Origin of the sequence: Sphingomonas albertensis (assembly GCF_014358075.1) — a bacterium.
GTDB lineage: Bacteria > Pseudomonadota > Alphaproteobacteria > Sphingomonadales > Sphingomonadaceae > Sphingomonas > Sphingomonas albertensis.
In genome coordinates this window covers 20767-46352 of record NZ_JACONT010000033.1, presented here as the reverse complement: position 1 = coordinate 46352, position 25586 = coordinate 20767, and the positions used below count along the sequence as shown (strand labels likewise).

The window sequence follows — 25586 nt, the reverse complement described above, 5'->3', positions numbered from 1 at the left end:
CCCGCGGGCGCGTAGCCCCGGCGGGGCCCCCCCCCCCCCCCCCCCCCCCCCCCGGGGGGGGGGGGGGGGGGGGGGGGGGGCGCCCGCCCTCGGCGTCGCGTCCGGCTGATGGCGCGAGCCCACCCCCGGCCCCTCCCGCGTGCAGGAGGGGAGGAGGTCTGGCATTGCATTCGTCATTCGGCGGCTTCCTCTTGCGGGGCCATGTTGTGGCCGAGGAGTTTCAACACGTCCTCGGCGGCCTGGATCAGGTTGGTGCCGGGTCCAAAGATCGCCTGGACCCCGGCATCGCGCAGCGCCTGATAGTCCTGTGCGGGGATAACGCCACCCGCGATCACCTTGATATCCGCGCGGCCTGCCTCGCGGAGATAGCCGATCAGCTCGGGGATCAGCGTCTTGTGGCCGGCGGCGAGTGACGAGGCACCGACGATGTCGACGTCCTTTTCCAACGCGAGCGCGGCGGCTTCGGCGGGGGTCTGGAACAGCGGGCCGGGGACGATCTCGAAGCCCAGGTCGCCGAACATCGACGAGACGAGATTGGCGCCTCGGTCATGGCCGTCCTGGCCCATCTTGGCCACGAGCATGCGGGGTTTGCGGCCCATCCGGCGCTCGGTGGCTTCGACGCCGTCGGTGAGACGGGTCCAGCGCGCGTCGTCCTCGTACGCGCCGCCGTAGACGCCGGAGACGGGGGTGGGCTGCGTGCCGTAGCGGCCGAACACGTCCTCCATCGCGGAGGAGATTTCGCCAAGCGTGGCGCGGGCGCGGGCGCACTCGACCGCAAGCGCGAGGAGGTTGTTCTCAAATCCTCCCCGTTTCGGGGAGGTGGCGGCCGAAGGCTGACGGAGGGAGGCTTCCACGAGAGGGTCCGTTTGTGGGACGCCCCCTCCACCAGCCGTTGGCTGGTCCCCCTCCCCGTTCCGGGGAGGAATTCGCGCGCCTTCGCGGAGGGCGTTCAGGGCGGCTTGGCACGCAGCTTCGTCGCGTACCGCCTTCACCCGCGCGATGCGTTCGATCTGGCCTGCCCGCACCGCGACGTTATCCACGTCGAGAATCTCGATCGCGTCCTGTTCGGCGAGCTTGTACTTGTTCACGCCGACGATGACGTCCTCGCCGCGATCGACGCGGGCCTGGCGGCCGGCGGCAGCTTCCTCGATCATTGCCTTGGGCCAGCCTGCCGCGACCGCCTTCGCCATGCCGCCCTCGGACTGGATTCGCTCGATCAGCGCCCACGCGCCGTCGACCAGCGACTGCGTCAGGCTCTCGATATAATAGCTGCCGCCGAGCGGATCGACGACCTTGGTCATCCCCGTCTCTTCCTGGATCACGATCTGCGTGTTGCGGGCAATGCGCGCGGAGAAGTCGGTCGGCAGCGCGATCGCCTCGTCGAGCGCGTTGGTGTGGAGCGACTGCGTGCCCCCCAGCATCGCCGCCATCGCCTCGATCGTGGTGCGCATGACGTTGTTGTACGGATCCTGCTCGGTGAGCGAGACGCCGCTGGTCTGGCAATGCGTGCGCAGCATCTTCGAGCGCTCATCCTGTGCACCCAGTTGCGTCATCGCGCGGTGCCAGAGGACGCGGGCGGCGCGGAGCTTGGCGATCTCCATGAAGAAGTTCATGCCGATCGCGAAGAAGAAGCTCAGCCGCCCCGCAAACTTGTCGATGTCTAGGCCGCTCGCGACGCCGTATTTCACATATTCCATGCCGTCGGCGATCGTGAAGGCGAGCTCGTGGAGCTGCGTCGCTCCTGCCTCCTGCATGTGATAGCCGCTGATCGAAATGCTGTTGAACTTGGGCATCTCGCGGCTGGTGTAACCGAAGATGTCCGAGATGATCCGCATGCTCGGCTCGGGCGGGTAGATATAGGTGTTGCGGACCATGAACTCCTTGAGGATGTCGTTCTGGATGGTCCCGTCGAGCAGTTTTCGGTCGACGCCCTGCTCCTCGCCCGCGACGATGAAGAAGGCGAGGATTGGGATCACCGCGCCGTTCATCGTCATGCTGACCGACATCTTGTCGAGCGGGATGCCGTCGAAGAGGATCTTCATGTCCTCGACCGAATCGATCGCGACGCCTGCCTTGCCGACATCGCCGGTGACGCGGGGGTGATCGCTGTCGTAGCCGCGGTGCGTGGCGAGATCGAACGCTACCGACAGGCCTTTCTGGCCGGCGGCGAGGTTGCGGCGGTAGAACGCGTTGGAGGCTTCGGCGGTGGAGAAGCCGGCGTATTGGCGGATCGTCCAGGGCCGGCCGGCGTACATCGACGCGCGGACGCCGCGGGTGAAGGGCGCGAATCCGGGGAGGCCGGGGTCGGCGGTGACGTCGTTCGCGGTGTAGAGCGGCTTGACGTCGATGCCTTCCGGGGTCGGCCAGGTTAGGTCGGCGCCCTTTACTTCCTTGGCGGCAAGCGCCTGCCAGTCTGCGAGAGTTGGGTTCGGTTTATCAGTCATTACCTAGCACCTAGTTCCCCGGCGAAGGCCGGGGCCCAGCCCCTCGAATACGCCGCGCGCGGGAGCGCGTTCGATGCTGCGCATCGAGTCTGGGCCCCGGCCTTCGCCGGGGAACGAGAAGAGCGGCGGGTCATCGCCCCGTGAACACCGGCTTGCGCTTTTCAAGAAAAGCCCGGCCGCCCTCCATCGAGTCCGCAGACCCGCGCGCGTCGCGCTGGTTCGCCGCCTCGGCCTGCATCGCGGTGGGGTAATCCGTCTCGTACGCTGCGGTAATCGCTCGCCGCATCAACCCGAGCGCGATCGTCGGCATCGCTGCCAGCCGCTCGGCCAGCGCGAACGCCTCAGCATCCAGAGCGTCGTCCGTAACGACCTTGTGCACCATGCCCCAATCGAGCGCCTTGCCCGCCGGTACGCGCTCGCCGAGCATCATCATCTCCGTCGCCCGCGCGCGCCCGATCAACCGCGGCAGCATCCAAGACGCGCCGCCGTCCGGCACCAAGCCGATGTTCACGAACGCCTGAAGGAAATACGCGCTCTCGCTGGCGACACAAAAATCGGCGGCGAGCGCGAGGCTGCAGCCGATCCCCGCCGCCGGCCCGCGCACCGCGCTCACCACCGGCACCGACAGGTCGGCGATCGCCGCCATCGTCGGATTATAGCTCTCGGTCAGCGCCGCGAACGTCGCCTCGCCCGGATTGTCCGAGCCGAGCGCCCCGCCGCCGACATCCGCCCCCGAACAGAACGCCCGCCCGGCGCCGGCGATCAGCACAGCCCGCGCCCCATCCAGGTCACCAAGCGCCGCGCGCAATTCCTCGAACATCGCCGGCGGTGCGGCGTTCAGCCGGTCGGGCCGGTTCAGCGTCAGCACCAGCACGTCGCCGCGCCGATCGCTCAGGATATGCTCGTACGCGGCCATCAGATCTCTCCTAGTGCGCGCCGGTATCGCCCGGCGTCTCCATCAACTCGACCAGCATGCCGCCAAAGTCCTTCGGGTGCACGAACACGATCGGCGTGCCATGCGCCCCGATCCGCGGCTCGCCCAGCACGGTCGCGCCCTTCGCCTTCAGATCGGCGACGGCGGCGGCGATGTCGGCGACCTCGAAGCAAACGTGATGCTGCCCACCCGCCGGATTTTTCCGCAGGAACCCCGCGATCGGCGAACTCTCGTCATACGGCTCGATCAGCTCGATCTGCGTGTTGGGTGCGTCGATGAAACACACTTTCACGCCCTGCGCGGGCAAGTCGAACGGCTCGCCGATCGCGGTCGCGCCGAGCAGCAGGCGGTACGTCTCGACCGACTTCGCGATCGACGGCGTCGCGACCCCGACATGATTGAGGCGGCCCAGGCTCATGGCGCGTCTTTCGGTGGCGGCGGCGGCGTGGGAACGACACCCAGCGTGTAACCGCACACACCGAGCACCTGCCGGATCATCGCGTCGCCGGTCGGCGCGACGAAGTTAGCCTGCACCGCGAAGTTCGCGCCGTTGGTCGTCTCGACCCGCACCGTCTTCGACTTCACTAGGAACGTCGTCAGCCTGGTGATCGCTTCGGGGTCGGCGGTGTACGTACCGGTCCCCGGAAACTGCCAGTTGTAGGTGAACGCCGGCCCGCCATCGAAGCGCACCGCCACCGGCTTGTCCGTGCCCGACCCGAGCGGCTGCGGCTGGATGAACTGGATCGACACGATCGGCTCCGAGCCGACGTCACACTTCACGACGAACCGCGAGAGCCCGTCATTGCCGGTGACCGATGCGGAGATGCTGCGCACACCCGCCGCGTTAGTGCGATCGGCGAGTTTCCAAGCGGGCGCGGGTGCAGGCGTTACAGCCTGCAGCAGGAGAAACGCGATCATTCCTCGATCCGCCGCTGCTGTCGGCTAGCCGCCATTGCTGCGCCTTCTATAATGCCCTCAAGCCGTGAAATCCGGTCGCGCAGCAATGAGATACCGTCGGCAAGACCATCGATGTCGCCTGCCATCCGGGTCATCCGCACATCGAGTTGGTCCAGGCGTGCTTGCGTAAGGATCACCTGCCGCATCGCACCGAAGATATCGCCGAATGTGCTCATGAACGCACGCCCATGTCACGGAGCAGCGCGTCGATTCGCATATGTGACGCGTCCATCGTCGCGATCATCGAGTCGATCGACGCGTTCATCTTCGGGATCGCCTCGTTGACCTGCTGCACGAGTACGGCAAGCTCGGCTTCCTCGTCCGCTGTCGGCTTGCCGATATACTGACTCGACGCCTCGCGCAAAACATGCCCGACCGACTGGCCGTTGCTGCTCGCAAACGCGTCCAGCGCTGCCTTGTGGTCGGGGGTAGTCAGAAACGTCACGCGTTCGGTCTGCATGTCACGACTCCTTCGCATGACATGATAATGTGCTTATCATAACCGAACAAGCATGACTCACAGCGGGATGTTATCATGCTTCTTCCACGGATTCTCCAGCGCCTTGCCGCGGAGTTTCCGTAGGCCGAGCGCGATGCGGCGGCGGGTCGAGTGGGGCTGGATCACCTCGTCGATGAAGCCCTTCGACGCGGCGACGAACGGGTTGGCGAAACGCGCCTCGTATTCCGCGGTGCGTTCGGCGATCTCTTCCGGAGTCTTGCCGCGGAAGATGATCTCGACTGCGCCCTTCGCACCCATCACTGCGATCTCGGCGGTCGGCCAGGCGTAGTTGAGGTCGCCGCGCAGGTGCTTTGAGGCCATCACGTCGTACGCTCCACCATACGCTTTCCGCGTGATGACGGTGATCTTGGGCACGGTCGCCTCGGCATAGGCGAACAGCAGTTTCGCGCCGTGCTTGATGATGCCGTTATGCTCTTGGGCGGTGCCGGGCAGGAAGCCGGGGACGTCGACGAACGTCACGATCGGGATCTCGAACGCGTCGCAGAAGCGCACGAACCGCGCCGCCTTCTTCGACGAATTGATGTCGAGCACGCCGGCCAGCACCATCGGCTGGTTCGCGACGAAGCCGACCGTTCGGCCTTCGATGCGGCCGAAGCCGGTAATGATGTTGGCGGCATGCGCCGGCTGAGTCTCGAAGAAATCGCCTTCGTCGACCGTCTTCCGGATTAGCTCGTGCATGTCGTAGGGCTGGTTCGCCGACGCCGGGATCAGCGTGTCGAGGCTCTCCTCGATCCGGTCCCATTCGTCTGCGGTCGGACGCTCGGGCACGCCGTCACGGTTCGACGCGGGCAGGAAATCGAAGAAGTCGCGCGCCGCAAGCAGCGCTTCGATGTCGTTCTCGAACGCGTTGTCGGCGACCGACGTCTTGGTCGTGTGCGTCACCGCGCCACCGAGCGCCTCCTGCGTCACGACCTCGTTGGTCACCGTCTTGACCACGTCGGGGCCGGTGACGAACATGTAGCTCGAATCCTTCACCATGAAGATGAAGTCGGTCATCGCCGGGGAATAGACCGCGCCGCCTGCGCACGGCCCCATGATGAGCGAGAGCTGCGGCACGACGCCCGAGGCAAGCGCGTTGCGCTGGAACACCTCGGCATAGCCGCCGAGCGAGGCGACGCCCTCTTGGATGCGCGCGCCGCCGCTGTCATTGAGGCCGATGATCGGTGCGCCGACCTTCATCGCGCTGTCCATCACCTTGCAGATTTTTTGGGCGTGACGTTCGCTCAAGGACCCGCCGAACACGGTGAAATCCTGGCTGAAGACGAAGACGAGGCGGCCGTTGATCGTGCCCGAGCCGGTGACGACGCCGTCGCCGGGGATGACCTGATCCTGCATGCCGAAATCGACGCAGTTGTGCTCGACATACATGTCGAGCTCCTCGAACGATCCCTCGTCCAGCAGCACGTCAAGGCGCTCCCTCGCGGTGAGCTTACCCTTGGCGTGCTGCGCTCCGATCCGCTTGAGGCCTCCGCCGACTCTTGCGGCTTCGCGGCGGCGTTCAAGCTCTTCGATCGTCGATGACATCGTCTCTCCGTCCTGCTGATTGCCTTCACAGAGCGGGATGCGATGGGCAAATGCAATGTTGCAAACTTGTTGGGTGGAGGTTTGCAAACTAGGCGGGGGCATGACCCTCCCCGCACGTCGCCTCTTCGTCGGACACCGCCTGCGCGACCTGCGCCGTGTTCTCGGGATCAGCCAGGCGGCGATGGCGGCGCGAATCGGGCTATCGGTGAGCTATTTGTCGCAGATCGAGAATGGCGACCGGCCGGTGACCGAGGGCGTGCTGATCACGCTCGCGCGCGAGTTTCCGGCGGATTGGGGCAGCATCGACGCGGCGGACGATACCGCACTCCTAATCGCGACGCTGGAGGCGGTGTCGGACACGAGCGTGGAGGCGCCTGCGCTTGACGAAACGGCAGTGCGGCGCGCGGTGAAGCACCAGCCGTTGCTGGCGCAGCGGCTGGTCGCGATGCACGATGCGTATCGCCGCGCGCAGGAGCAGTTGCGCGCGCTCGACGACCGGCTGGTGGCCGGGTCTGGGGCGCCGGGGTTGCTGCCGTGGGAGGACGTGCGCGACTGGTTTCATGCGGCGGGCAATTATGTCGATGCGCTCGACCGGCGCGCGGAGGAGATCGGCGAGGCGCTGGGGGCGGATCGGATCGCGGCGCTGGAGGCTCGGCTGGCGGCGCGCGGCGTGTCGGTCGCGATCTCGGGCGCGCTCGCCGCACCGTTGCGCGACTATGACGGCGCGACTCTGCGGCTCGATGGGTCGCAGCCTGGCGAGACCACCCTGTTCTCGCTCGCGCATCAGGTCGCCCGGCACGAGTTCGGTGACGTGATCGGCGGGATCGTCGCGGCGTCGGAAATGGCATCGGAGACGGCGCGCGCGCTGCTGACCGCGGGGCTGACCAACTATGCGGCCGGGGCGATCGTCATGCCCTACACCCGCTTCCGCACCGAAGCGCGGAGCGTGCGGCACGACATCGATCGGTTGCGGCGGATCTTCGGAACGAGCTTCGAGCAGACGTGTCACCGGCTCTCGACGCTCCAGCGCCCCGGCGCGCTCGGCATCCCGTTCTTCTTCTGCCGCGTCGATATGGCGGGGAACATCACAAAACGGCATTCCGCCACCCGGTTGCAATTCGCGCGTTTCGGGGGGGCGTGTCCGTTGTGGATCGTCCACGAGGCGGTGGCGATCCCCGATCGCATCCTGACTCAGCTGATCGAGACGACCGACGGGATCCGCTACGTCTCGATGGCGAAGGGTCTGGTGAAGCCGTCCGAGACCTACACGCGGCCGGCGCGGCGCTATGCGGTCGCGCTGGGGTGCGAGGAGGCGAACGCGTCGGAGTTCATCTATGCGGATGCGCTGGGGACGGGCGGGATCGCGACGCCGATCGGGTCTTCGTGCCGGGTTTGTTTGCGGACGGACTGCGACCAGCGCGCGTTTCCGCCGGCGGCGAGTGAGATACGAGTCGATCCGGACCGGCGCGGGGCCGTGCCGTATGAGGTGGTGTGAATTTCCCCCTCCCTGGAAGGGAGGGGTCGGGGGTGGGTCGGTTTCTGCATGATCCAACCAGTGAGGCTCAAGCGGACCTACCCACCCCCGCCCCTCCCTTCCAGGGAGGGGAGCCAGAAGAACCAGAAGGATCAGTCCTTCGGAAAGAAATGCTCCACCACGTTGTTCGCCAATCGCGACGGCCGCAGCGTTTCCGCGTCCAGGCAGCACCAGCTCGACTTCACCTCGGCCAGCACGTCCTCGCCGCGCTTGATGATCGTCTCGTAGAACGCCCGCGCGCCCTGGACCTTCTCCAGCAGCACCGTCGCGATCACGTCGTCGTTGAGGAACGCCGGTTTCCGGTACGTGATCTCGTGTTTCAAGGCGACCCACAGGTGCCCGGCGACCGCCTCGGCCGGCGCAAGGCGCTGCCAATGGTCGATCACGGCGGCCTGCACCCACTTCAGATAGTTCGCATTGTTGACATGACCCATGAAGTCGATGTCGGCCGGCTCGATGCCGATGGCGTAGCTATGGGGAATGGCTGTTGTCACGCGTGACATATAGCATGCGAACCTGAACATAGCGATGACGGCGAGGCTTAGATACCGAGAATAAACGCTATTTCAGCCACGCCGCGCACGCCCTAGCATCCGACCAGCGTCGCCTCTTGTGTTGCTCAAATACAACACCATCTCTCGGCCAACACCGAAACAATCCCACAGGAATTCGTCATGAACATCGACAAATTCACCGACCGCGCGAAGGGCTTCCTGCAATCCGCGCAGACCGTCGCGATCCGCATGAACCACCAGCGGATCGCGCCCGAGCATCTGCTGAAGGCGCTGCTGGAAGACGAGCAGGGCATGGCCGCCGGGCTGATCGCAGCCGCGGGTGGCGACGCCAAGCGTGCGACGTCCGAGACCGATCTGGCGCTCGCGAAAATCCCGGTCGTGTCGGGCTCGGGCGCGCAGACCACGCCCGGGATCGACAACGACGCCGTGCGCGTGCTCGATCAGGCCGAGCAGATCGCGAACAAGGCGGGCGACAGCTTCGTCACCGTCGAGCGGCTGCTGGTCGCGCTCGCGCTGTCGCTCAACACCGCGGCGGGCAAGGCGCTGAAGGCCGGCGGCGTGACGCCCGAGGGGCTGAACACCGCGATCAACGGCCTGCGTCAGGGCCGCACCGCCGACACCGCGGGCGCCGAGGACCGCTATGACGCGCTCAAGAAGTTCGCGCGCGACCTCACCCAGGCGGCGCGCGACGGCAAGCTCGACCCGGTCATCGGCCGCGACGAGGAGATCCGCCGCACCATTCAGATCCTCGCGCGGCGGACCAAGAACAACCCCGCGCTGATCGGCGAACCCGGCGTCGGCAAGACCGCGATCGCGGAAGGGCTCGCCCTTCGCATCGCCAATGGCGACGTGCCCGATACGCTGAAGGACCGGCGGCTGATGTCGCTCGATCTCGGCTCGCTCATTGCCGGAGCGAAATATCGCGGCGAGTTCGAGGAGCGGCTGAAGGGCGTGCTCGACGAGGTGAAGGCCGCCGAGGGCGACATCATCCTGTTCATCGACGAGATGCACCAGCTGATCGGCGCAGGCAAATCCGAGGGCGCGATGGACGCGGGCAATCTGCTGAAACCGGCGTTGGCGCGGGGCGAACTCCACTGCGTCGGCGCGACCACGCTCGACGAATACCGCAAATACGTCGAGAAGGACCCGGCACTACAGCGGCGGTTCCAGCCCGTCATGGTCGGCGAACCGACCGTCGAGGACACGATCTCGATCCTGCGCGGACTGAAGGAGAAATACGAACTCCACCACGGCGTGCGGATCACCGACGGCGCTATCGTCGCCGCCTCGACGCTGTCGAACCGCTACATCACCGACCGCTTCCTGCCCGACAAGGCGATCGACCTGATGGACGAGGCCGCCTCGCGAATCCGCATGGAGGTGGAGTCGAAGCCCGAGGCGATCGAGAACCTCGACCGGCGGATCATCCAGCTCAAGATCGAACGCGAGGCATTAAAGCGCGAGACCGACGATGCGTCGGTCGACCGGCTCGACACGCTGGAGGGCGAACTCGTCAACCTGGAGGAGCAATCCGCAGAACTGACGACGCGCTGGAAGGGCGAGAAGGACAAGATCAACGCCGAAGCGCGGGTGAAGGAACAGCTCGATGCCGCGCGGCTCGAGCTGGAACAGGCGCAGCGTTCGGGCGATCTCGCCAAGGCGGGAGAGCTTTCCTACGGCACGATTCCGGGGTTGCAGCGCCAGCTCGACGAGGCGGCGGGGGCGACCAAGGGCGCGATGCTGCGCGAGGAAGTGACCGCCGACGACATCGCCGGCGTCGTCAGCCGCTGGACCGGCATCCCGGTCGAGCGGATGTTGCAGGGCGAGCGCGACAAGCTGCTGGCCATGGAAGCGACGATCGGCAAGCGCGTGATCGGGCAGGCGCACGCGGTGAAGGCGGTTTCGACCGCAGTTCGCCGTGCGCGCGCGGGGTTGCAGGATCCGAACCGGCCGCTCGGCTCGTTCCTGTTCCTGGGGCCAACCGGCGTCGGCAAGACCGAGCTGACCAAGGCGCTCGCCGAGTTCCTGTTCGACGACCCGAGCGCCATGGTCCGCATCGACATGAGCGAGTTCATGGAGAAGCACGCGGTCGCGCGGCTGATCGGCGCCCCGCCGGGCTATGTCGGCTATGAGGAAGGCGGCGTGCTGACCGAGGCGGTGCGCAGGCGTCCGTACCAGGTGATCCTGTTCGACGAGGTCGAGAAGGCGCATGGCGACGTGTTCAACGTGCTGTTGCAGGTGCTCGACGACGGGCGGCTGACCGATGGCCAGGGACGCACGGTGGATTTTAGCAACACGCTGATTATCCTGACGAGCAACCTCGGCAGCCAGTATCTGGCGAACATGGCGGAGGGCGACGACGTGTCGTCGGTCGAGCCGCAGGTGATGGAGATCGTCCGGTCGCATTTCCGGCCGGAGTTCCTCAACCGGCTCGACGAGGTAATCCTGTTCCACCGCCTCGGCCAGTCGCACATGGCGCCGATCGTCGATATCCAGGTGAGCCGCGTCGACAAGCTGCTGGCGGATCGCAAGATCGTGCTAGACCTGACGGACGCCGCGCGGGCGTGGCTCGGTCGTGTCGGCTATGATCCGGTGTACGGTGCACGGCCGTTGAAGCGCGCGGTCCAGCGCTATCTGCAGGACCCGCTCGCCGACATGATCCTGCGCGGCGAGGTGAAGGACGGCTCGACGGTGCACATCGACGAGGGCGACGGGAAGCTGGTTCTGGTGGTCTGAGGCGGGCCGCGATTTCCCCCGCGGCAATCCAGGCAGACGCGGTCGTCGCTGACGACGCGGATACACCATCGCCGGATAGTTAGCGGGAACCTGCTAAAGGACCGTGGTGAAGATAACCGACAAGGTTAGGTTCACCACGGTCCCGTGGTCGTCGCAGCGCATCGATCCGCCGTTTGCCTATCGCGCGGTCCGCCTCCTAGGAGGTTGGACGGAGCAACGGCATGTGCCTATTACTGAGCGCCAGGAGCCGTCAGGGCGGGTAGCATGCTTCGTCCCAGCGTTTGGCTGGAGCGGGCCACCTGGTCCCACTCGGCCTTGCTCATGCAGACCTTACGCCGCGCGATGTTCGATCCCACTTGCGCATAGCGACGGCAGATCGGCTTTGGCTCGTCTTTAGCCGCTTGTGCTGCCGGTTCATTGGACGAGGCGCTAATTTGAAGCGCTGGCGGCGCGCCGGCCATGGTCAACGCCAACAAGATAATGCCGATCGTCATCGCTATTCCTTCGATTACGCCATCTGACATCGAAGACTATCAACGCCGATCGCCACGCTCAAACAAAAACGGAGGCGGGACTGGCCCACCTCCGTCGTATAGTTGGTTAGTCAGATCCGCCTCAGATCAGAACCGAAGGCGGGCACTTGCTGCGAAACGGCGACCCAGGGCGTCGTACGTCGAGGGATAGACGTTGCCGCTGTTGAAGGCGGTATCGCCGATCGACGCACCGACAACCTTCGGCTTGTTGTCGAGCAGGTTCATTGCCGACAGCGTCAGATCGAAATTGTCCGTGACACCGAACCGGGTCGTCAGATCGAAATAATGCTCCGCACCGATGCGCTGGAACTGCTCCAGCGGACCGCCACCGGCAGCAATGTCGTCTGCAAGAGCGAGCGGCTCGTACTTCACCTTATCGACGTAGCGCCACAGCAGCGAGACGTCTGCCGCACCGATGGTCAGCGTGGTCCGCTGGTTGAAGCTGAACTCCGGCTGGATCGAGGCGCAGTTGACGCTGTAGAAGCCGACGCATTCACGGTTGACCGAAGTTGGCGTCGCCTGGAACTTGTTGCTGTTGGTCCAGGTTCCGATGAACGACAATGCGAGCTTAGCAAAGCCCATGTCGGTGCGATAGTTCGCAGCCAGATCGATACCATCCGTCGCGATGCGACCCAGGTTCGAAAGCGGCAGCGCCAAGCCATCGGCGGTACCGTTCAGGCTGCCGTCGATCGGGTCACGCGAGACCGCCTGGCAGGCAGCCGACGTTGCAGCCTGAAGCGGCGTGTAGCAGGCCGAGAACACATCGCCGACCGTCGGGGACGTGATCGCATCGCGAACCTTGATATTGAAGTAATCGACGCTGATGTTGAAGCCGCGGACAAAATCTGGCTGGAACACAGCACCGATCGTCCAGGTATTCGCTGTCTCGACACCCAAAGCAGCGTTACCGCCCTGCGTGACGTTGACCTGACCCGCCGACGGCAAAGGAATGGTACCGATGAGAGCATTGGCCTGAGCCTGCGTGCCACCACCCGCAACGATCTGTGCGGCGCAGACGCCGCCCAGAGCGCTGCCAGCCGTTACACCAGCACCCGCGCAAGGGTCGTTGGCCGAATTACCGAGCCCCGTGACCAGCGGCGAGAACAATTCGCCGATGTTCGGCGCACGCGCCGCCTTCTGGTAGTTACCCCGGATCTTCAGGCTGCGGACGGGCTCCCAGGAGCCGCCGACCTTCCAGGTCCAGTTGGTTCCTGCCGTCGAATAGTCGGAGACACGGCCACCGGCTTCCAGCGTCAGGCTGTGGAAGAACGGCTTGTCCTCGACGATCGGCATGATCAGTTCGCCGAACGCTTCCTTGACGTTGTACTGGCCGGAAACGTCGGGCGATGCCGCGCCGTTGCCCAGCACTTCGTTCGGGCGCTGCGTCAGTTCGTCCGAGATCACCGCGGCGGTGTACTTGCGATATTCGGCACCGAGCGCGAACGAAATCGCCTGCGTTGCGAACGGGCTGGACACGCCGAAATCGCCATTCAAAACGCCGTGAACCTGCGCGATCGTCGTGCGGGTGAGCGTGCTGTTCGTGACACCAAGAAGATAGCCGAGCTGATCGGTGGTGATCGTTCCGGCGTCACCGAACAGGTTGATCGGCACGCAGCCATTGGACGGATCGACGCACGCGGTGGTGCTGGTCGCGAGCGACGCCTGGCGCAAACGTGTCAGCGTGCCGTTGCCGGTCTGACGCTGAACATTCTCGCTCTCGCCGTAGTTACCGCCAAAATCGAAGCCGATCGTGTCGGTGATGTCGCCGCGGACGCCCGCAGTATAGTCGAATACCGTCGTGGTGTAGGTCGACAGGCGCGGCCCGGCCTCGACGAAGCGCCGTGAGGCGTTGGTCGTGAAGGTGCGGTAGTCTGCGCTTCCGGGAGCGGCGGACGCCGCTGCATTACACTGTGCCACGGTCAGACCGTTCGCCGCGCAGATCTGGCCACGCGCGCCGGCCGGCAGGTAGGGATTCGAATAGTTGATCGTCAACGCGTTACCGAACGTACCGGATGACGCGATGACAGTCTGAACCGTGTTCCGCGAGAAGAGGCCACGATTATAAACTTCGATGCCTGGCGTCACTTCATAATGCGCCGCGCCGAACATGTTGTAGCGCGTGAACGGCGTTTGAAAGATGTTCTGCGGGTTGAAGTTGAACAGTGCAAAGGTCGGCACCAACCGACCGGAAACCGGATCGATCTGATTGTTCGCGCCCAGACCCAGGCCGGTGAAGCGCCCGGGAACGGCCGTGCCCGACCCACCCGGCAGACCGGTGTACGAATCGATGTTGTTGATCGAAAAGTCGCGCTCGCCCTGCGTGACCGGGTCAGCCTGCTGGTAGCCGACACTGAACACCGCGTTGCCGCGCCCATCCCCGAAGTTCGCGCCGATCGTCAGATCCGCGCGGAAGACGTTGCCGTCGCCACGCTGCGTGATCTGATTGCTGATATTTGCTTCCACGCCGGAAAAGTCGCGCTTGGTCACGAAGTTCACGACGCCTGCCACTGCATCGGCACCGTAGGTGGTCGAGGCACCGCCCGTCAGGATATCGGTACGTTCGACCAGTGCTAGCGGGATGTTGTTGAGATCGACCACCCCGGACAGACCCGATGGCGCGATACGCTGACCATCGAGGAGGACGAGGTTACGGTTGTCACCCAAACCACGAAGATCGACGGTCGATGCACCGCCGTTGCCGTTGTTCACCGAGCTGCCGATCGAAGGGACGACACCGGGCAGTTCGCGCAGGAACTGTTCGGCGACGTTGGTCTGGCGCAGCTGCAGCTCTTCCGAGGTCACCGAATTGATCGGCGACGACTGCACCAGGTTCGGATTGCGGACCAGCGTGCCGGTGACGACGATATCGCCACCATTCGCAGTCGCGTCCTGGTCGCCAGCCGGCGCGGCGCCGTTGGGCGTGGAGATCTGGCCGGCGTCCTGCGCCTGCGCAGCACCGCTCGCAACCAACGCAATGCCTACCAAGAGACTGGACGCGAGCAAGCGCCCCCGGAAAATGTTCGTCATGCAAAACCCCTTATATCTGCCCGCGCTCTTCGGATTTGCCCCGAATGGTCGCACCTGCGGCATGCCGCGGTTGGTATAAGATTGCTGATATTGGTCCGGATGCACAACGGCGATTGTATCGTCCGTGCCAATTTGTGAACGATTGTACCATTTGTGTCACACTCCGTTCACGCACGGTGATCGGTACGTCGAACGTCGGATACGGCCCTCGACTTCGAGCACCAAAGCCGACAGACAACGGTTTTCCCGCAAAGGCCGGATACAACGACATGGGTTCCTTAAGACCGCTTGGGCTCGCCAGCCTTCTGTTCTCCGTTCCCGCCGTTGCGCAGGATGGCCGGTTGGCCAATCCTCTGACGGACATCGCCCGCTGCCGGACGATCAAGCCCGACGCTAAACGCCTCGCCTGTTTTGACGCGGCCGCCGTGTCGGTGAGCATCGCCGAGCGTTCTGGCGACATTCTCGTGATCGACCGCAAGCAGGTGGTGGCGGACAAGCGGGCGGGGTTCGGCCTGCCCCGGACTCCGACCGACGTCTTCGGAGGAGGCGCCGCGGACAAGGCGACGAGAGTAGACCAGCTGGACTCCACGATCCGATCTGCCGTGCCCTCCAACAGCTTCGGCCGCTGGAACCTGCGACTGGCGGACGGCAGCGAATGGCAGACTATCGACGCGATCCCCGTCCCCCCCAAAACCGGTACCGCGATCGTCGTTAGACAGGCCTCGCTGGGCGGTTATCGTGCGACGATCGGCAAGGGACGCTCAGTTCTTGTGAAGAGATTGCGCTAAGCCCGGCATCGCCCCCGCCACCAGCATCGGGTCGAGTTTCGCATCACCCCATTTGAGACTCCAGTGGAGGTGCGGGCCCGTCGCGCGGCCGGTCATGCCGACGGCGCCGATCGGTTGGCCTTGGCGCACGTGATCGCCGGGTTTCACGTCGATGCGGGACAGGTGCAGGAACGCGCTGTTGAGACCCATGCCGTGGTCAAGCATCAGGAGGTTGCCCTCCAGCGTGAAGGGGCGGTCGGCGGCGAGGATCACGACGCCGTCGGCGGGGGCGGTGACGATCGCGCCGGTCGGCTTGGCGATGTCGGTGCCCGAGTGATAGCTGCCGGGCTCGCCCTTGTAGACGCGTTGCGAACCGAACAGGCCGGATATGCGACCGGTGGCGGGCCAGGCGAACGTTTGCCGCCAGCCCTGCGCATCCGTGCTGCGAGCGCGGGCGGCGACGATCTGCGCGAGTTCGGGCTGGCGGAGTTTCGCGAACACCGGGTCGGGCGCGGGGAATTTCGGGAGCGTGTCGAGGCGCTCGATCCGCCAGGCGCGCGGCGCGATCGTGAGATTTTGCGTAACACTGCGACCATCGGCGAGCGTCGCGGTCAGTGAGGCTTGCGGGCCGGCGTCGCGGTCGAAACCGGCGAGGAAGCGCCCGTCCGGGGATAGCGCGATCGACTTGCCGTCGAGCGCGACCGAGCGCGTACCGGCGGGAGCGGTGCCGAGGATCAGGCCACCCTGGCTGAGCGTGCCGGTCCAGCGGAAGGCGGATTGGCTTGCGGTAGTCGGCGGCGGCGCTTGCTGGGCGGTGGCGCTGGTCGCGGCCAGCAGGACGAGCACCGCCGCGCGGATCACCGCCACTTGGATCACCGGGGCGCCATCGCTTCGCTGGCGGCGGCGGCGGTGGAATACGCCTCCTGACGGGCGACGCTCCAGTAGCGCAGATCCTCGAGCGCGATGCGGTGGCCGGTCGCGGCGCAGGGGACGTGGTCGCCGGGGCTGAGCACGCGGAATCCGTTGGCCATATAATGCAGGCGCGCGGCGCGGTCGGAGTTGGACATCAGCATTGCGGGTCTTCTCTACAGCAGGGTCGGCTGGCGCGGCGCCGGATCGGGCGCGGCCTTCGCCTTGGGGGCAGCATAGGTTTTGGCGGCGGGGCGCTCAAGGCCGGTGTCCGTCACCGCGTCGACCACGCCGTCGCGGAAGTGGAGCGTCAGCGTCCCCGCGTCGCGCGCCGATTTGGCGGAGGCGAGCGTCTCGCCGCCGGGTCGGGCGGTGACGCGGGCATAGCCGCGGTCGAGGATCGCGTCGGGGTTGAGCGACTGGACGAGGCGCCACGTCGCGTCGAGCTGCGCGCGCTTCGCTTCGAGTTTGCGTTCTAGGGTGGCGGGACGGAGCGCGGCGCCGGAGCGGTCGAGGCTGCCGCGTGCGAGGGTCAGGCGACGCTCCAGCCCACGATCGAGCCGCTGGCCGAAGTCGTCAGCGCGCTGGCGTTGCGGCCCGAGCAACTGGTCGCGCTTCGGCAGCAACCGCGCCAGCGCATCGAGCCGCTCGCGGCCACGCTCGACATGACGGCGGGCGCAGCGTTCGGTGCGGTTGCGGTGGCTGTCGATCGTCAGGCGCAGGTCGGCGAGCACCGGTACCGCGATCTCGGCCGCCGCGGTCGGCGTCGGCGCGCGCAGGTCGGCGGCGAAATCGCACAAAGTGGTGTCTGTCTCGTGGCCGACCGCGGAGATGATCGGGATCGTACAGGCGGCGACTGCGCGGACGACGACCTCCTCGTTGAACGACCACAGATCCTCGACCGAGCCGCCGCCGCGCGCGACGATCACGAGGTCGGGGCGCGGCACCGGGCCGCCGGGGACAAGCGCGTCGAACCCGCGGACCGCGGCGGCGATCTCCGCGGCCGAGCCCTCGCCCTGCACCTTGACCGGCCAGACGATGACGTGCGTCGGGCAGCGATCCTCCAGGCGGTGAAGGATGTCGCGGATCACGGCGCCCGTCCCCGACGTGACGACGCCGATCACCTTCGGCATGAACGGCAGCCGCTTTTTCCGCGTACCGTCGAACAGCCCCTCGCCCGCCAGTTTCGCCTTCAATTTCTCCAGCAGCGCCATCAGCGCGCCGGCGCCCGCCAGTTCCATCCGCTCGATGACGATCTGGTATTTCGAGCGCCCGGGATAGGTGGTGAGCTTGCCTGTGGCGATCACCTCGATGCCGTCCTGCGGCACGAAGGCGAGGCTCGACGCATTGCCCTTCCAGATGACGCCGTCGATCACCGCCTGGTCGTCCTTGAGCGACATATAGCAATGCCCGGAGGCGACACGCTTCCAGCCCGAGATCTCGCCGCGCAGGCGGACATGGCCGAACTCGCCCTCGACCATCCGCTTCAGCTTGAAGGCGAGTTCGCCGACCGACATGGCGAGTGCGTTGTCGCCGGGGACTTGCTCGGCTACCAGCCGGCCCATGTTTGCCAACATGTCGCTGGACACATCATCGGAAAAGGGATCGGGCATGAACGTCCTGCTGCTGGGCTCGGGGGGGCGCGAACATGCGCTCGCGTGGAAGCTGGTGCAATCTCGCGGCCTCGATACGCTGTATGCCGCGCCGGGCAACCCCGGGATCGCGCGTGTTGCGACGCTCGTGCCGCTGGATGCGACGGATCATGCCGCCGTCGTGGCGTTCGTGCGCGAGCATGACGTCGGGCTGGTCGTGATCGGGCCCGAGGCGCCGCTAGTCGACGGGCTGGCGGACACTTGCCGCGCGGCGGACATTCCGGTGTTCGGGCCCTCGAAGGCGGCGGCGCAACTCGAGGGGTCGAAGGGCTTCACCAAGGATCTGTGCCTGCGCGCCGGCATCCCGACCGCGGGCTATGTCCGCGTGAAGAGCCGCGCAGAGGCGGATGCCGCGCTTGCCCGCACCTTCTCGTTGCCGGTCGTCATCAAGGCGGACGGCCTCGCGGCGGGCAAGGGCGTGGTTATCGCCTTCAGCACGGCCGAAGCCGAAGCCGCGCTCGACGCGCTGTTTGCCGATGGCGAGGCCGAGGCGGTGATCGAGGAATTCCTGGAGGGCGAGGAGGCGAGCTTCTTCGTGCTGACCGACGGCGTGGCGTTGATGCCGTTCGGCTCCGCGCAGGATCACAAGCGCGTCGGCGAGGGCGATACCGGGCCCAATACCGGCGGGATGGGCGCATACAGCCCAGCGCTCGTGCTGACGCCAGCGCTGGAGAAGCGTGCGATCGACGAGATCGTCGCACCGACGGTGGCGGCGATGGCGGCGGAGGGCGCTCCGTTCTCGGGCGTGCTGTATGCGGGGCTGATGCTGACGCCGAAGGGGCCGAAGCTGATCGAATACAACGCGCGGTTCGGCGATCCCGAGACGCAGGTGCTGATGATGCGCTTCCAGGGCGACCTGCTCGCGACGATGCTGGCGGTGGCGGAAGGACGGCTCGGCGAGATGCCCGCGGCGAAGTTCAGCGACGAGACTGCGCTGACGGTGGTGATGGCGGCTGAGGGCTATCCGGGTACGCCCAAGTCGGGCGGCGCGATCGTCGGGCTGGATTCGGCGCGGGCGGCTGGCGGTACGGTATTCCATGCGGGGACGCGGCTCGAGGACGGCGGACTGGTAGCCTCGGGCGGGCGCGTGCTCGCGGTGACGGCGACCGGCGACGACGTCGCGACGGCGCAGGCGAACGCGTACCGCGCGGTCGAGGCGATCGATTTCGCGGAAGGCTTCTACCGCCGCGACATCGGCTGGCGCGAGATCGCGCGGGGGTGATTCGACTTGATCCTCCCCCGCCAGGGGGAGGTGGCTGGCTCTTGCCAGACGGAGGGGGAGGCATGCGAAACGTACGTTCCGTGTCCTCCCCCTCCGTCACCTTCGGCGACACCTCCCCCTAGCGGGGGAGGATCAGTGAGTCATGGCCGAGGCCGCCAATTACCGCTCGCCGCCTTCCTCGCGTGGCGCTACGAGTATGAGCATGAACGAAACTTCCGCGACCTCCGCCTCGGGCATGAGCCTGCTGCCCGACGGCATCGCCACGCTGACCGCGATCCACTTCACGATCATCGCCGCGGTGGCGGTGCTCGTCGTGATCGGCCTGATCTGGGGCATCAAGGCGAAACGCAGCCGGGTGAAGGCGTCGCGCGACGTGATCGCGAATGCCAAGGAAGCCGGCGTTGCTCCTGTGCCGGTCGAGTCGCCGCGCGCGCCGGCTCCCGAGCCGGCATCCGTCGCGCCGGCTCCAGCCGAGGCGCACGGGGCCGAGCCGCGCAGGGCCGAGCAGTCCCAGACGCAAACGCGAACGGTCGCTCCCACCCCGGCACCATCGCCATCGCCCTCGCCCACGATCGAGCGCACGGCCCCGCCCGCCGCGCCGCAGCCGCCAGTTATCGACGAACCGGCCCCCGCCCCCACCCCGTTGGCGCCCAGCCCGGCTCCCGAACCCGCTGCTCCGGCACCGGCCGAACCCGCCCCGATCGCTCCTCCCGTGTCCGCGCAATCCTATGCCGATGGTCCGGTGACGCAGTTGAAGGGACTCGGCCCCAAGGTCGCGACGCAGCTCGGCGTGCTCGGCGTCACGACGGTCGGCCAGATGGCCGCGCTGTCGGAGAGCGAGGCGCAGTCGATCGACGCACAGCTCGGCATTTTCACCGGGCGGATGGGGCGCGATCGCTGGATCGAACAGGCGCGGTTGCTGGCGGCCGGCGACAAGGCGGGCTTCGAGGCGGTGTTCGGCAAGCTGTAACCCGCGTCGGTCGATCGACCGGCAGCACGACATGCGCACGCGGCGGATGTCGATTGGCTCTATGCCGCGCGGGCCGCGACGGGCATGTCACGCGGTGTCGCACCTCGAAGTATGAGGGCGGTATCAGACAGGGTGATGAGTGCACATGCTGGCAATGATGAGTGCGATGCTGCTGACCACCGCGCCGGTGCTTCCGACGAGCGGGCCCGTGGCGTTGCCCGGCGCGACGCGATCGCCGTTCGCCGGCGATTTCCCCGTACCGGCGTCGATCCCCGTAACACTTCCCGTATCGTTGCCGATATCGATGGCGACGTCCCCTTTGGCCCTGATCGGCTCGCTGTCAGCCGTCGAGTTTTCGCCGCAGGGGCTGCCCACGCAGGCGATTCCTTCGGTCGGCCCGCCACCGTTGCGCACGCCGGCGACCGAGCGTGGCACGCAGACCGACATCATCGTCACCGGTCGCAAGGAGAGCGCGGGCGACCCGCTGCGCGCGGCCAACGCCGAATCGTTCGCGGTGACGCAGAAGGTCGACGACGCGGTGATCGGCCCGGTCGCGCGGACTTACAAGAAGACCGTGCCGAGCCCGATCCGGCGCGGCATCCACAATTTCCTCTACAATCTGCGCGAGCCGATCGTCTTCCTGAACTTCCTCCTGCAGCTCAAGCCGGGCAAGGCGGCGGAGACGGTCGGGCGGTTCGCGATCAACTCGACGATCGGCGCGGTTGGCGTGATCGACATGGCCAAGCGCAAGCCGTTCCGCCTGCCTCGGCGCTCGAACGGGTTCGCCAACACGCTCGGCTATTACGGCGTCAAGAACGGCCCGTTCCTGTTCCTGCCACTGGTCGGACCGACGACAGTGCGCGACCTTCTCGGCGGCGCGGTCGATCGCCTGATCCTGCCGGTCGGCGTCGGCAAGCCCTTCACCAGCGCGACCTACACGATCCCCGCGGGTATCCTGGGCGCGCTCGATCACCGGTCGGAGTTCGATCAGACGCTGAAGGACCTGCACGACAATTCGCCCGATCCGTATGTGGCAACGCGGGCCTTCTATCTCAATCGGCGCCAGGCGGAGATCGACCATCTCCACGGGCGCGTCGAGGGCGATCCGGCGGGCATGTCGGGGCCGCCGCCGAGCGTGGTGCCGTTCGTGCCGAAGTATCTGGAGCCGGGGGCGGCGGCTGATTCGGGGACGGTTTCGGCGGTGCCGGCCGAGAGTTCCAGCGGTGCGCCTGCCCCCGATGTGCCGACGGCAGCGCCCGCGGCAGCTGCTCCCGGTGGCGATATGCCCGCGGCGGCGCCCGCGGCGGCGGCTCCCGGCGTCGATGTACCTGTGGCGGCGCCCGCGACTGCTCCCGGCGTCGGTGTACCTGCGGCGGCGCCCGCGACTGCTCCCGGTGGCGACGCGACCAGCGGATCCGAAGCTCGCCCCTGAACGAAGGAGGAGCCTTACCGCCCCCCCCCCCCGTTCGTGCTGAGTAGAGACCGAGTAGCTCCGGCAGGAGCGTATCGAGGGCTCATATCGAAGCATGGGTTCCGCGCGCCCGTCCTTCGATACGCCGCTTCGACTACTTAGGACGAACGGATGGTGGGGGGTCGGTGCGCCTTCCATAGGCAAGGCATAAGCAAGTAACTCAACCCTGACCACCACCCCGGCGGAGGCCGGGGCCCAGTTGGGGGACGTTGCAAACTGAGGGCAGCGCTCCGTTACCGCGACCTCACCACCTGGGCCCCGGCCTTCGCCGGGGAGGTGGAATACCGGGGAGCGTCTAGCCACTTTTACCCGCTACTTCGCGCCGAACCCTCAGACTTCACTCACCAGCAGCTTGTCGATCCGCCGCCCGTCCAGGTCGACGATCTCGAACTTCCAGCCCTGCTCGACGAAGCTCTCGCCCTCGCCCGGCAGGTGGCGGAACACCGACAGCGCCAGCCCGGCGACCGTCGCGTAGTCGCGGTCCTCGGGCAGGTCGATGCCGAGGCGGTCGGCGAGCGAATCCGCCGCCATCGTTCCCGCCACCAGCAGCGAGCCGTCGTCGCGGACCACCACCGACGGCGCGTCGTCCGGATCCGAGTCCGACTTGAACTCACCGGCGATCGCCGCGAGCAGGTCGGCCGGCGTGACGATGCCTTCGAAATGGCCGTATTCGTCGTGGATCAGCGCCATCGGCACCTCGGCCTCGCGCAGTGCGAGCAGGGCGTCCATCGCATCGATCTGGTCGATCACGACCGGCGCCTTGCGCATCAGCGCGCGCAGGTCGATCGCTTCGCCGCGGAACAGCGCCGCAGCGATGTCGCGCGCCTGGACCACGCCCTTGACCGCATCGATCGAGCCTTCGCCAACCGGCAGGCGGGTGTGCTGCGACGCGAGCAAAGTCTCGCGGATCTCGTCGGGGCCCCAGTCGCAGTCGAGCCAGTCGATCTCGGTCCGCGGCGTCATCACTTCGCGCACCGGGCGATCCGCGAGGCGGACGACGCCCGAGATGATCGAACGCTCATGCTCCTCGATGATCCCCGACTTCGACGCCTCGGCGACGATCATGTGGAGCTCTTCGGCGGTGACGTGCTCTTCCGATTCGCGGTTGAGCCGGAGTAGCTTGAAGATCAGCGCGCTGGTCGAATCGAGCACCAGCACGATCGGCGCGGTGCCGATCGCGAGCCAGCGCATCACCGGCGCCATGAACGAGGCGATCGCCTCAGGCGCCCGCAGCGCGAACTGCTTGGGGACCAGCTCGCCGATGATCAGCGACGCGTAGGTCGTCAGTCCGATGACGATCGCGAACCCGACGGTCTCGGCGGTCGAGGCCGACAGCCCCCAGGCCTGCAACCGCGCGGCGGTCGGCATGCCGAGGCTGGAGCCCGAATACGCACCCGCGAGAATGCCGATCAGCGTGATGCCGATCTGGACGGTCGAGAGGAACTTGCCCGGGTCTGCCGCGAGGACCAGCGCGGCGCGCGCGCCCTTCTTGCCTTGGCGCGCCATCGCTTCGAGCCGAGCTTTGCGCGCGGAGACGATCGCGAGTTCGCTCATCGCGAACACACCGTTCAACGCGACGAGCGCGAGGATGATCGCGACGTCGATCCAGGGGAAGGGGGGAAGCGGTGCCATTGGCTCGCAGCCTCTTTGGAGGACAACGGCCCGTCGCACAACCGTCCTTGCGCATGCTCGACATTACGCCGCCAAGATGGTCAGGCTCGGTTCAGTGCGCAGGCGGAACAATCGTCGCTACACCGGGTTATCGGCCGTATCGGGTATAACGCCGTCATCGATCATGTCTCAGGGAGTTTATCTATGAAAACCAAGATGTTCGCAGGTGCCGCAATCGCCGCACTGATCGCCACCAGCGGCTGCACCACCGATCCGGAGACCGGTCGCCAGACGATTTCAAAGACTGCCTTGGGCGGCATCGGCGGCGCACTCGGCGGCTATCTGCTCGGCGACGTGGTCGGCGGTCGTCGCGACCGGACCGAAAAGCTGCTGGGTGCCGGCATCGGTGGCCTCGCGGGTGCGGGCATCGGCGCGTACATGGACAAGCAGGAGCGCGATTTGCGTGCGCGCACCGCGGGCACCGACGTGCAGGTGATCCGCCAGGGCGACGATCTGGTCCTCAACATCCCGTCGGGCATCACCTTCGCCTATGATAGCGCGACGGTGCAGCCGCAGTTCCAGCGTACGCTCGACCAGGTCGCGGATACGCTGTCGCAGTATAACCAGACCTACATCGACGTGTACGGCCACACCGATTCGACCGGCAGCGACGCGTACAACCAGACGCTGTCGGAGCGCCGGGCGCGCTCGGTCGCGGATTATCTGGCTGGCCATGGCGTCCAGACGGCCCGCATCGGCACGCGCGGTTACGGCGAGACGCAGCCGATCGCGTCGAACGATACCGATGCGGGTCGCGCTGCGAACCGTCGCGTCGAAGTGAAGATCGTCCCGATCACGCAGAGCGACATGCGGTAATAAGCTCCCTTGCGATCCTCCCCCGCAAGGGGGAGGTGGCGCCGAAGGTGACGGAGGGGGAGGACACGGAACAGCGGTTTCCCTTTCCTCCCCCTCCGTCTGGCAAGCGCCAGCCACCTCCCCCTGGCGGGGGAGGATTCTTTTTAGAACAGCCGCCCGCCGTTCGGGACGTGTCCGGTCGGCGATATCAGCACCACCTTTCCGTCCGCGTCGGGGAAGCCGAGCGTTAGGGCTTCGGACATCACCGGACCGATCTGGCGCGGCGGAAAGTTGACCACTGCCGCAACCTGGCGGCCGACCAGAGTCTCCGGGGTGTAATGTTCGGTGATTTGGGCGGAGGAGCGCTTCACGCCGATCTCCGCCCCAAAATCGATCCGCAGCTTGAACGCGGGCTTGCGCGCTTCGGGAAAGGGTTCGGCCTCGACGATCGTGCCGACGCGGATGTCGACCTTCTCAAAGTCGGGATAGGCGATCTGTTCAGAAATCGACATTATCGTAGTGCGCCGGGGGTGAGATCAGCTCCATCCGTTCGGACAGCAGCGGGCGGAAGCTCGGACGGCTCTTGAAGCCGCGATACCAGCGGGCGGTCTGGTCGTGGCCCTTCCAGTCGATCCCGCCGAGATAATCGGTGACCGAGATCTGCGCGGCGGCGGCGAGATCGGCAAGGCTCATGGTCGCGCCGCCGAGCCAGTTCCGGTGATCGAGCAGGTAGTCCATATAGTCGAGATGCCCGACCGCGGCCTTCATCGCCTCCCGCAGGCCCTTGGCGTCGGGCGCGGCGCGGTGCGCTAGACGCTTGACCATGCGCTCGTGGAGCAGAGGCCCGGTCACGTCGCGGTAGAAATGCGTATCGAACCACGTGACCAGCCGGCGAATCTCGGCGCGGTTGGTCGCGGTGCCGTTGATCATCGCCGCCTTCTCGACGGTCTCCTCGAAGAATTCGCAGATCGCCATCGAATCGATGAGGGGGGCGACGCCGCGCGACGCGTCGACCATCACCGGGGTCTGTCCGGCGGGGTTCATGTCCATGAACTCGTCGCGGCGATCCCAAGGCGATTCGCGCACCAGCTCGTAGCCGACCCCCTTCTCGCCCAGCAGCAGGCGCACCTTTCGCGAGAAGGGACACAGGGGGAATTGATAAAGCTGCCACATGCCATCCGTTTAGGCGGTGGGGGGCGGCTGTGTCACTAGCGCGGGTTGGTCGGTGTGGCGTTTGTGGCGATAAGATTTGTTCGCGCAGAGGCGCAGAGGTGTTGCGCTTGTCGCGAAGCGAGCATTTCTCCAACGCGCGTTGGAGTGCAAGCAGCCCGTACCGGGGGAGCCCCCCTCCGCGTCCTCTGCGCCTCTGCGCGAAACCAACTTACTACCCCACCCCGGCGAAGGC

The 25586-nt window shown here is 66.4% G+C and carries 23 protein-coding genes; 7 read left to right on the top strand and 16 right to left on the bottom strand.

Features of this window, described 5'->3' with window-relative positions; translation table 11 throughout:
- Positions 1-173 precede the first annotated feature (173 nt).
- From scpA to H8S47_RS14235, 7 genes are all read right to left on the bottom strand, one after another.
- Positions 174-2444, bottom strand: coding sequence for a methylmalonyl-CoA mutase (gene scpA, locus H8S47_RS14265; protein ID WP_187504494.1), 2271 nt, complete (start codon positions 2442-2444; stop codon positions 174-176).
- A 130-nt stretch (positions 2445-2574) separates the two neighbouring features.
- Positions 2575-3360, bottom strand: coding sequence for an enoyl-CoA hydratase-related protein (locus H8S47_RS14260; protein ID WP_187504493.1), 786 nt, complete (start codon positions 3358-3360; stop codon positions 2575-2577).
- Between the two features lie 10 nt (positions 3361-3370).
- Complete coding sequence (gene mce / locus H8S47_RS14255) at positions 3371-3796, bottom strand: methylmalonyl-CoA epimerase (protein WP_187504492.1); 426 nt, start codon at positions 3794-3796, stop codon at positions 3371-3373.
- On the bottom strand, positions 3793-4296 hold the full coding sequence (locus tag H8S47_RS14250; RefSeq protein ID WP_187504491.1) for a hypothetical protein: 504 nt from the start codon (positions 4294-4296) through the stop codon (positions 3793-3795). Before H8S47_RS14250 ends, mce begins: the two co-directional genes overlap by 4 nt.
- Positions 4293-4511 carry a hypothetical protein gene (locus H8S47_RS14245; RefSeq protein WP_187504490.1) on the bottom strand — a complete coding sequence of 73 codons (219 nt, stop codon included), beginning with the start codon at positions 4509-4511 and terminating at the stop codon, positions 4293-4295. Before H8S47_RS14245 ends, H8S47_RS14250 begins: the two co-directional genes overlap by 4 nt.
- A complete protein-coding gene (locus tag H8S47_RS14240; protein WP_187504489.1) occupies positions 4508-4795 on the bottom strand; it encodes a hypothetical protein in 288 nt (95 codons plus the stop codon). Before H8S47_RS14240 ends, H8S47_RS14245 begins: the two co-directional genes overlap by 4 nt.
- Before the next feature lie 57 nt (positions 4796-4852).
- Positions 4853-6379 carry an acyl-CoA carboxylase subunit beta gene (locus tag H8S47_RS14235; protein ID WP_187504488.1) on the bottom strand — a complete coding sequence of 509 codons (1527 nt, stop codon included), beginning with the start codon at positions 6377-6379 and terminating at the stop codon, positions 4853-4855.
- A gap of 100 nt (positions 6380-6479) precedes the next feature.
- Between H8S47_RS14235 and H8S47_RS14230 the strand changes: the two genes are divergently transcribed.
- Complete coding sequence (locus tag H8S47_RS14230; RefSeq protein WP_187504487.1) at positions 6480-7874, top strand: helix-turn-helix domain-containing protein; 1395 nt, start codon at positions 6480-6482, stop codon at positions 7872-7874.
- A gap of 131 nt (positions 7875-8005) precedes the next feature.
- Here the strand turns inward: H8S47_RS14230 and H8S47_RS14225 are convergent, their stop codons facing one another.
- The gene (locus tag H8S47_RS14225) at positions 8006-8407 is read right to left on the bottom strand and encodes an acyl-CoA thioesterase (RefSeq protein WP_328805552.1); all 402 of its coding nucleotides are present in this window, start codon (positions 8405-8407) and stop codon (positions 8006-8008) included.
- A gap of 180 nt (positions 8408-8587) precedes the next feature.
- On the opposite strand from H8S47_RS14225, the gene clpB reads away from it, so the two are divergent.
- Entirely contained in the window at positions 8588-11164 is a 2577-nt protein-coding gene (clpB, locus tag H8S47_RS14220; RefSeq protein ID WP_187504485.1) for an ATP-dependent chaperone ClpB, read from the top strand.
- A 230-nt stretch (positions 11165-11394) separates the two neighbouring features.
- Here the strand turns inward: clpB and H8S47_RS14215 are convergent, their stop codons facing one another.
- Together H8S47_RS14215 and H8S47_RS14210 are read right to left on the bottom strand one after the other, a co-directional pair.
- A complete protein-coding gene (locus tag H8S47_RS14215) occupies positions 11395-11658 on the bottom strand; it encodes a hypothetical protein (RefSeq protein ID WP_187504484.1) in 264 nt (87 codons plus the stop codon).
- A gap of 126 nt (positions 11659-11784) precedes the next feature.
- Positions 11785-14724 carry a TonB-dependent receptor domain-containing protein gene (locus H8S47_RS14210; RefSeq protein ID WP_187504483.1) on the bottom strand — a complete coding sequence of 980 codons (2940 nt, stop codon included), beginning with the start codon at positions 14722-14724 and terminating at the stop codon, positions 11785-11787.
- Positions 14725-14900: 176 nt separating this feature from the next.
- On the opposite strand from H8S47_RS14210, the gene H8S47_RS14205 reads away from it, so the two are divergent.
- Entirely contained in the window at positions 14901-15512 is a 612-nt protein-coding gene (locus tag H8S47_RS14205) for a hypothetical protein (protein WP_187504482.1), read from the top strand.
- Here the strand turns inward: H8S47_RS14205 and H8S47_RS14200 are convergent.
- From H8S47_RS14200 to xseA, 3 genes are read right to left on the bottom strand one after another with little or no spacing between them, the layout of a single operon-like run.
- A complete protein-coding gene (locus H8S47_RS14200; RefSeq protein ID WP_398457569.1) occupies positions 15486-16367 on the bottom strand; it encodes a M23 family metallopeptidase in 882 nt (293 codons plus the stop codon). The genes H8S47_RS14205 and H8S47_RS14200 overlap by 27 nt on opposite strands.
- On the bottom strand, positions 16364-16564 hold the full coding sequence (locus H8S47_RS14195; RefSeq protein ID WP_132897415.1) for a DUF2093 domain-containing protein: 201 nt from the start codon (positions 16562-16564) through the stop codon (positions 16364-16366). Before H8S47_RS14195 ends, H8S47_RS14200 begins: the two co-directional genes overlap by 4 nt.
- 12 nt (positions 16565-16576) lie before the next feature.
- Positions 16577-18013 carry an exodeoxyribonuclease VII large subunit gene (gene xseA / locus H8S47_RS14190; protein WP_187504481.1) on the bottom strand — a complete coding sequence of 479 codons (1437 nt, stop codon included), beginning with the start codon at positions 18011-18013 and terminating at the stop codon, positions 16577-16579.
- Between xseA and purD the strand changes: the two genes are divergently transcribed.
- From purD to H8S47_RS14175, 3 genes are all read left to right on the top strand, one after another.
- Positions 18012-19274, top strand: a complete 1263-nt coding sequence (purD, locus tag H8S47_RS14185; protein WP_187504480.1) for a phosphoribosylamine--glycine ligase — start codon at positions 18012-18014, stop codon at positions 19272-19274. The two genes, xseA and purD, sit on opposite strands and share 2 nt — an antisense overlap.
- A 202-nt stretch (positions 19275-19476) precedes the next feature.
- Positions 19477-20244, top strand: coding sequence for a hypothetical protein (locus tag H8S47_RS14180; protein ID WP_187504479.1), 768 nt, complete (start codon positions 19477-19479; stop codon positions 20242-20244).
- A 145-nt stretch (positions 20245-20389) separates the two neighbouring features.
- A complete protein-coding gene (locus tag H8S47_RS14175) occupies positions 20390-21676 on the top strand; it encodes an MlaA family lipoprotein (RefSeq protein WP_235982903.1) in 1287 nt (428 codons plus the stop codon).
- Between the two features lie 369 nt (positions 21677-22045).
- Here the strand turns inward: H8S47_RS14175 and H8S47_RS14170 are convergent, their stop codons facing one another.
- Positions 22046-23347: a hemolysin family protein gene (locus tag H8S47_RS14170; protein WP_187504478.1), complete on the bottom strand. Its 1302-nt coding sequence runs from the start codon at positions 23345-23347 to the stop codon at positions 22046-22048.
- A gap of 183 nt (positions 23348-23530) precedes the next feature.
- Between H8S47_RS14170 and H8S47_RS14165 the strand changes: the two genes are divergently transcribed.
- Positions 23531-24202, top strand: coding sequence for an OmpA family protein (locus H8S47_RS14165; RefSeq protein WP_187504477.1), 672 nt, complete (start codon positions 23531-23533; stop codon positions 24200-24202).
- Between the two features lie 143 nt (positions 24203-24345).
- Here H8S47_RS14165 and H8S47_RS14160 read toward each other — a convergent pair whose 3' ends face one another.
- Together H8S47_RS14160 and H8S47_RS14155 are read right to left on the bottom strand one after the other, a co-directional pair.
- A complete protein-coding gene (locus tag H8S47_RS14160) occupies positions 24346-24693 on the bottom strand; it encodes a tRNA-binding protein (RefSeq protein WP_187504476.1) in 348 nt (115 codons plus the stop codon).
- Positions 24680-25354: a glutathione S-transferase family protein gene (locus tag H8S47_RS14155; RefSeq protein ID WP_187504475.1), complete on the bottom strand. Its 675-nt coding sequence runs from the start codon at positions 25352-25354 to the stop codon at positions 24680-24682. The genes H8S47_RS14160 and H8S47_RS14155 overlap by 14 nt, the downstream gene beginning before the upstream one ends.
- Between the last annotated feature and the right edge of the window lie 232 nt (positions 25355-25586).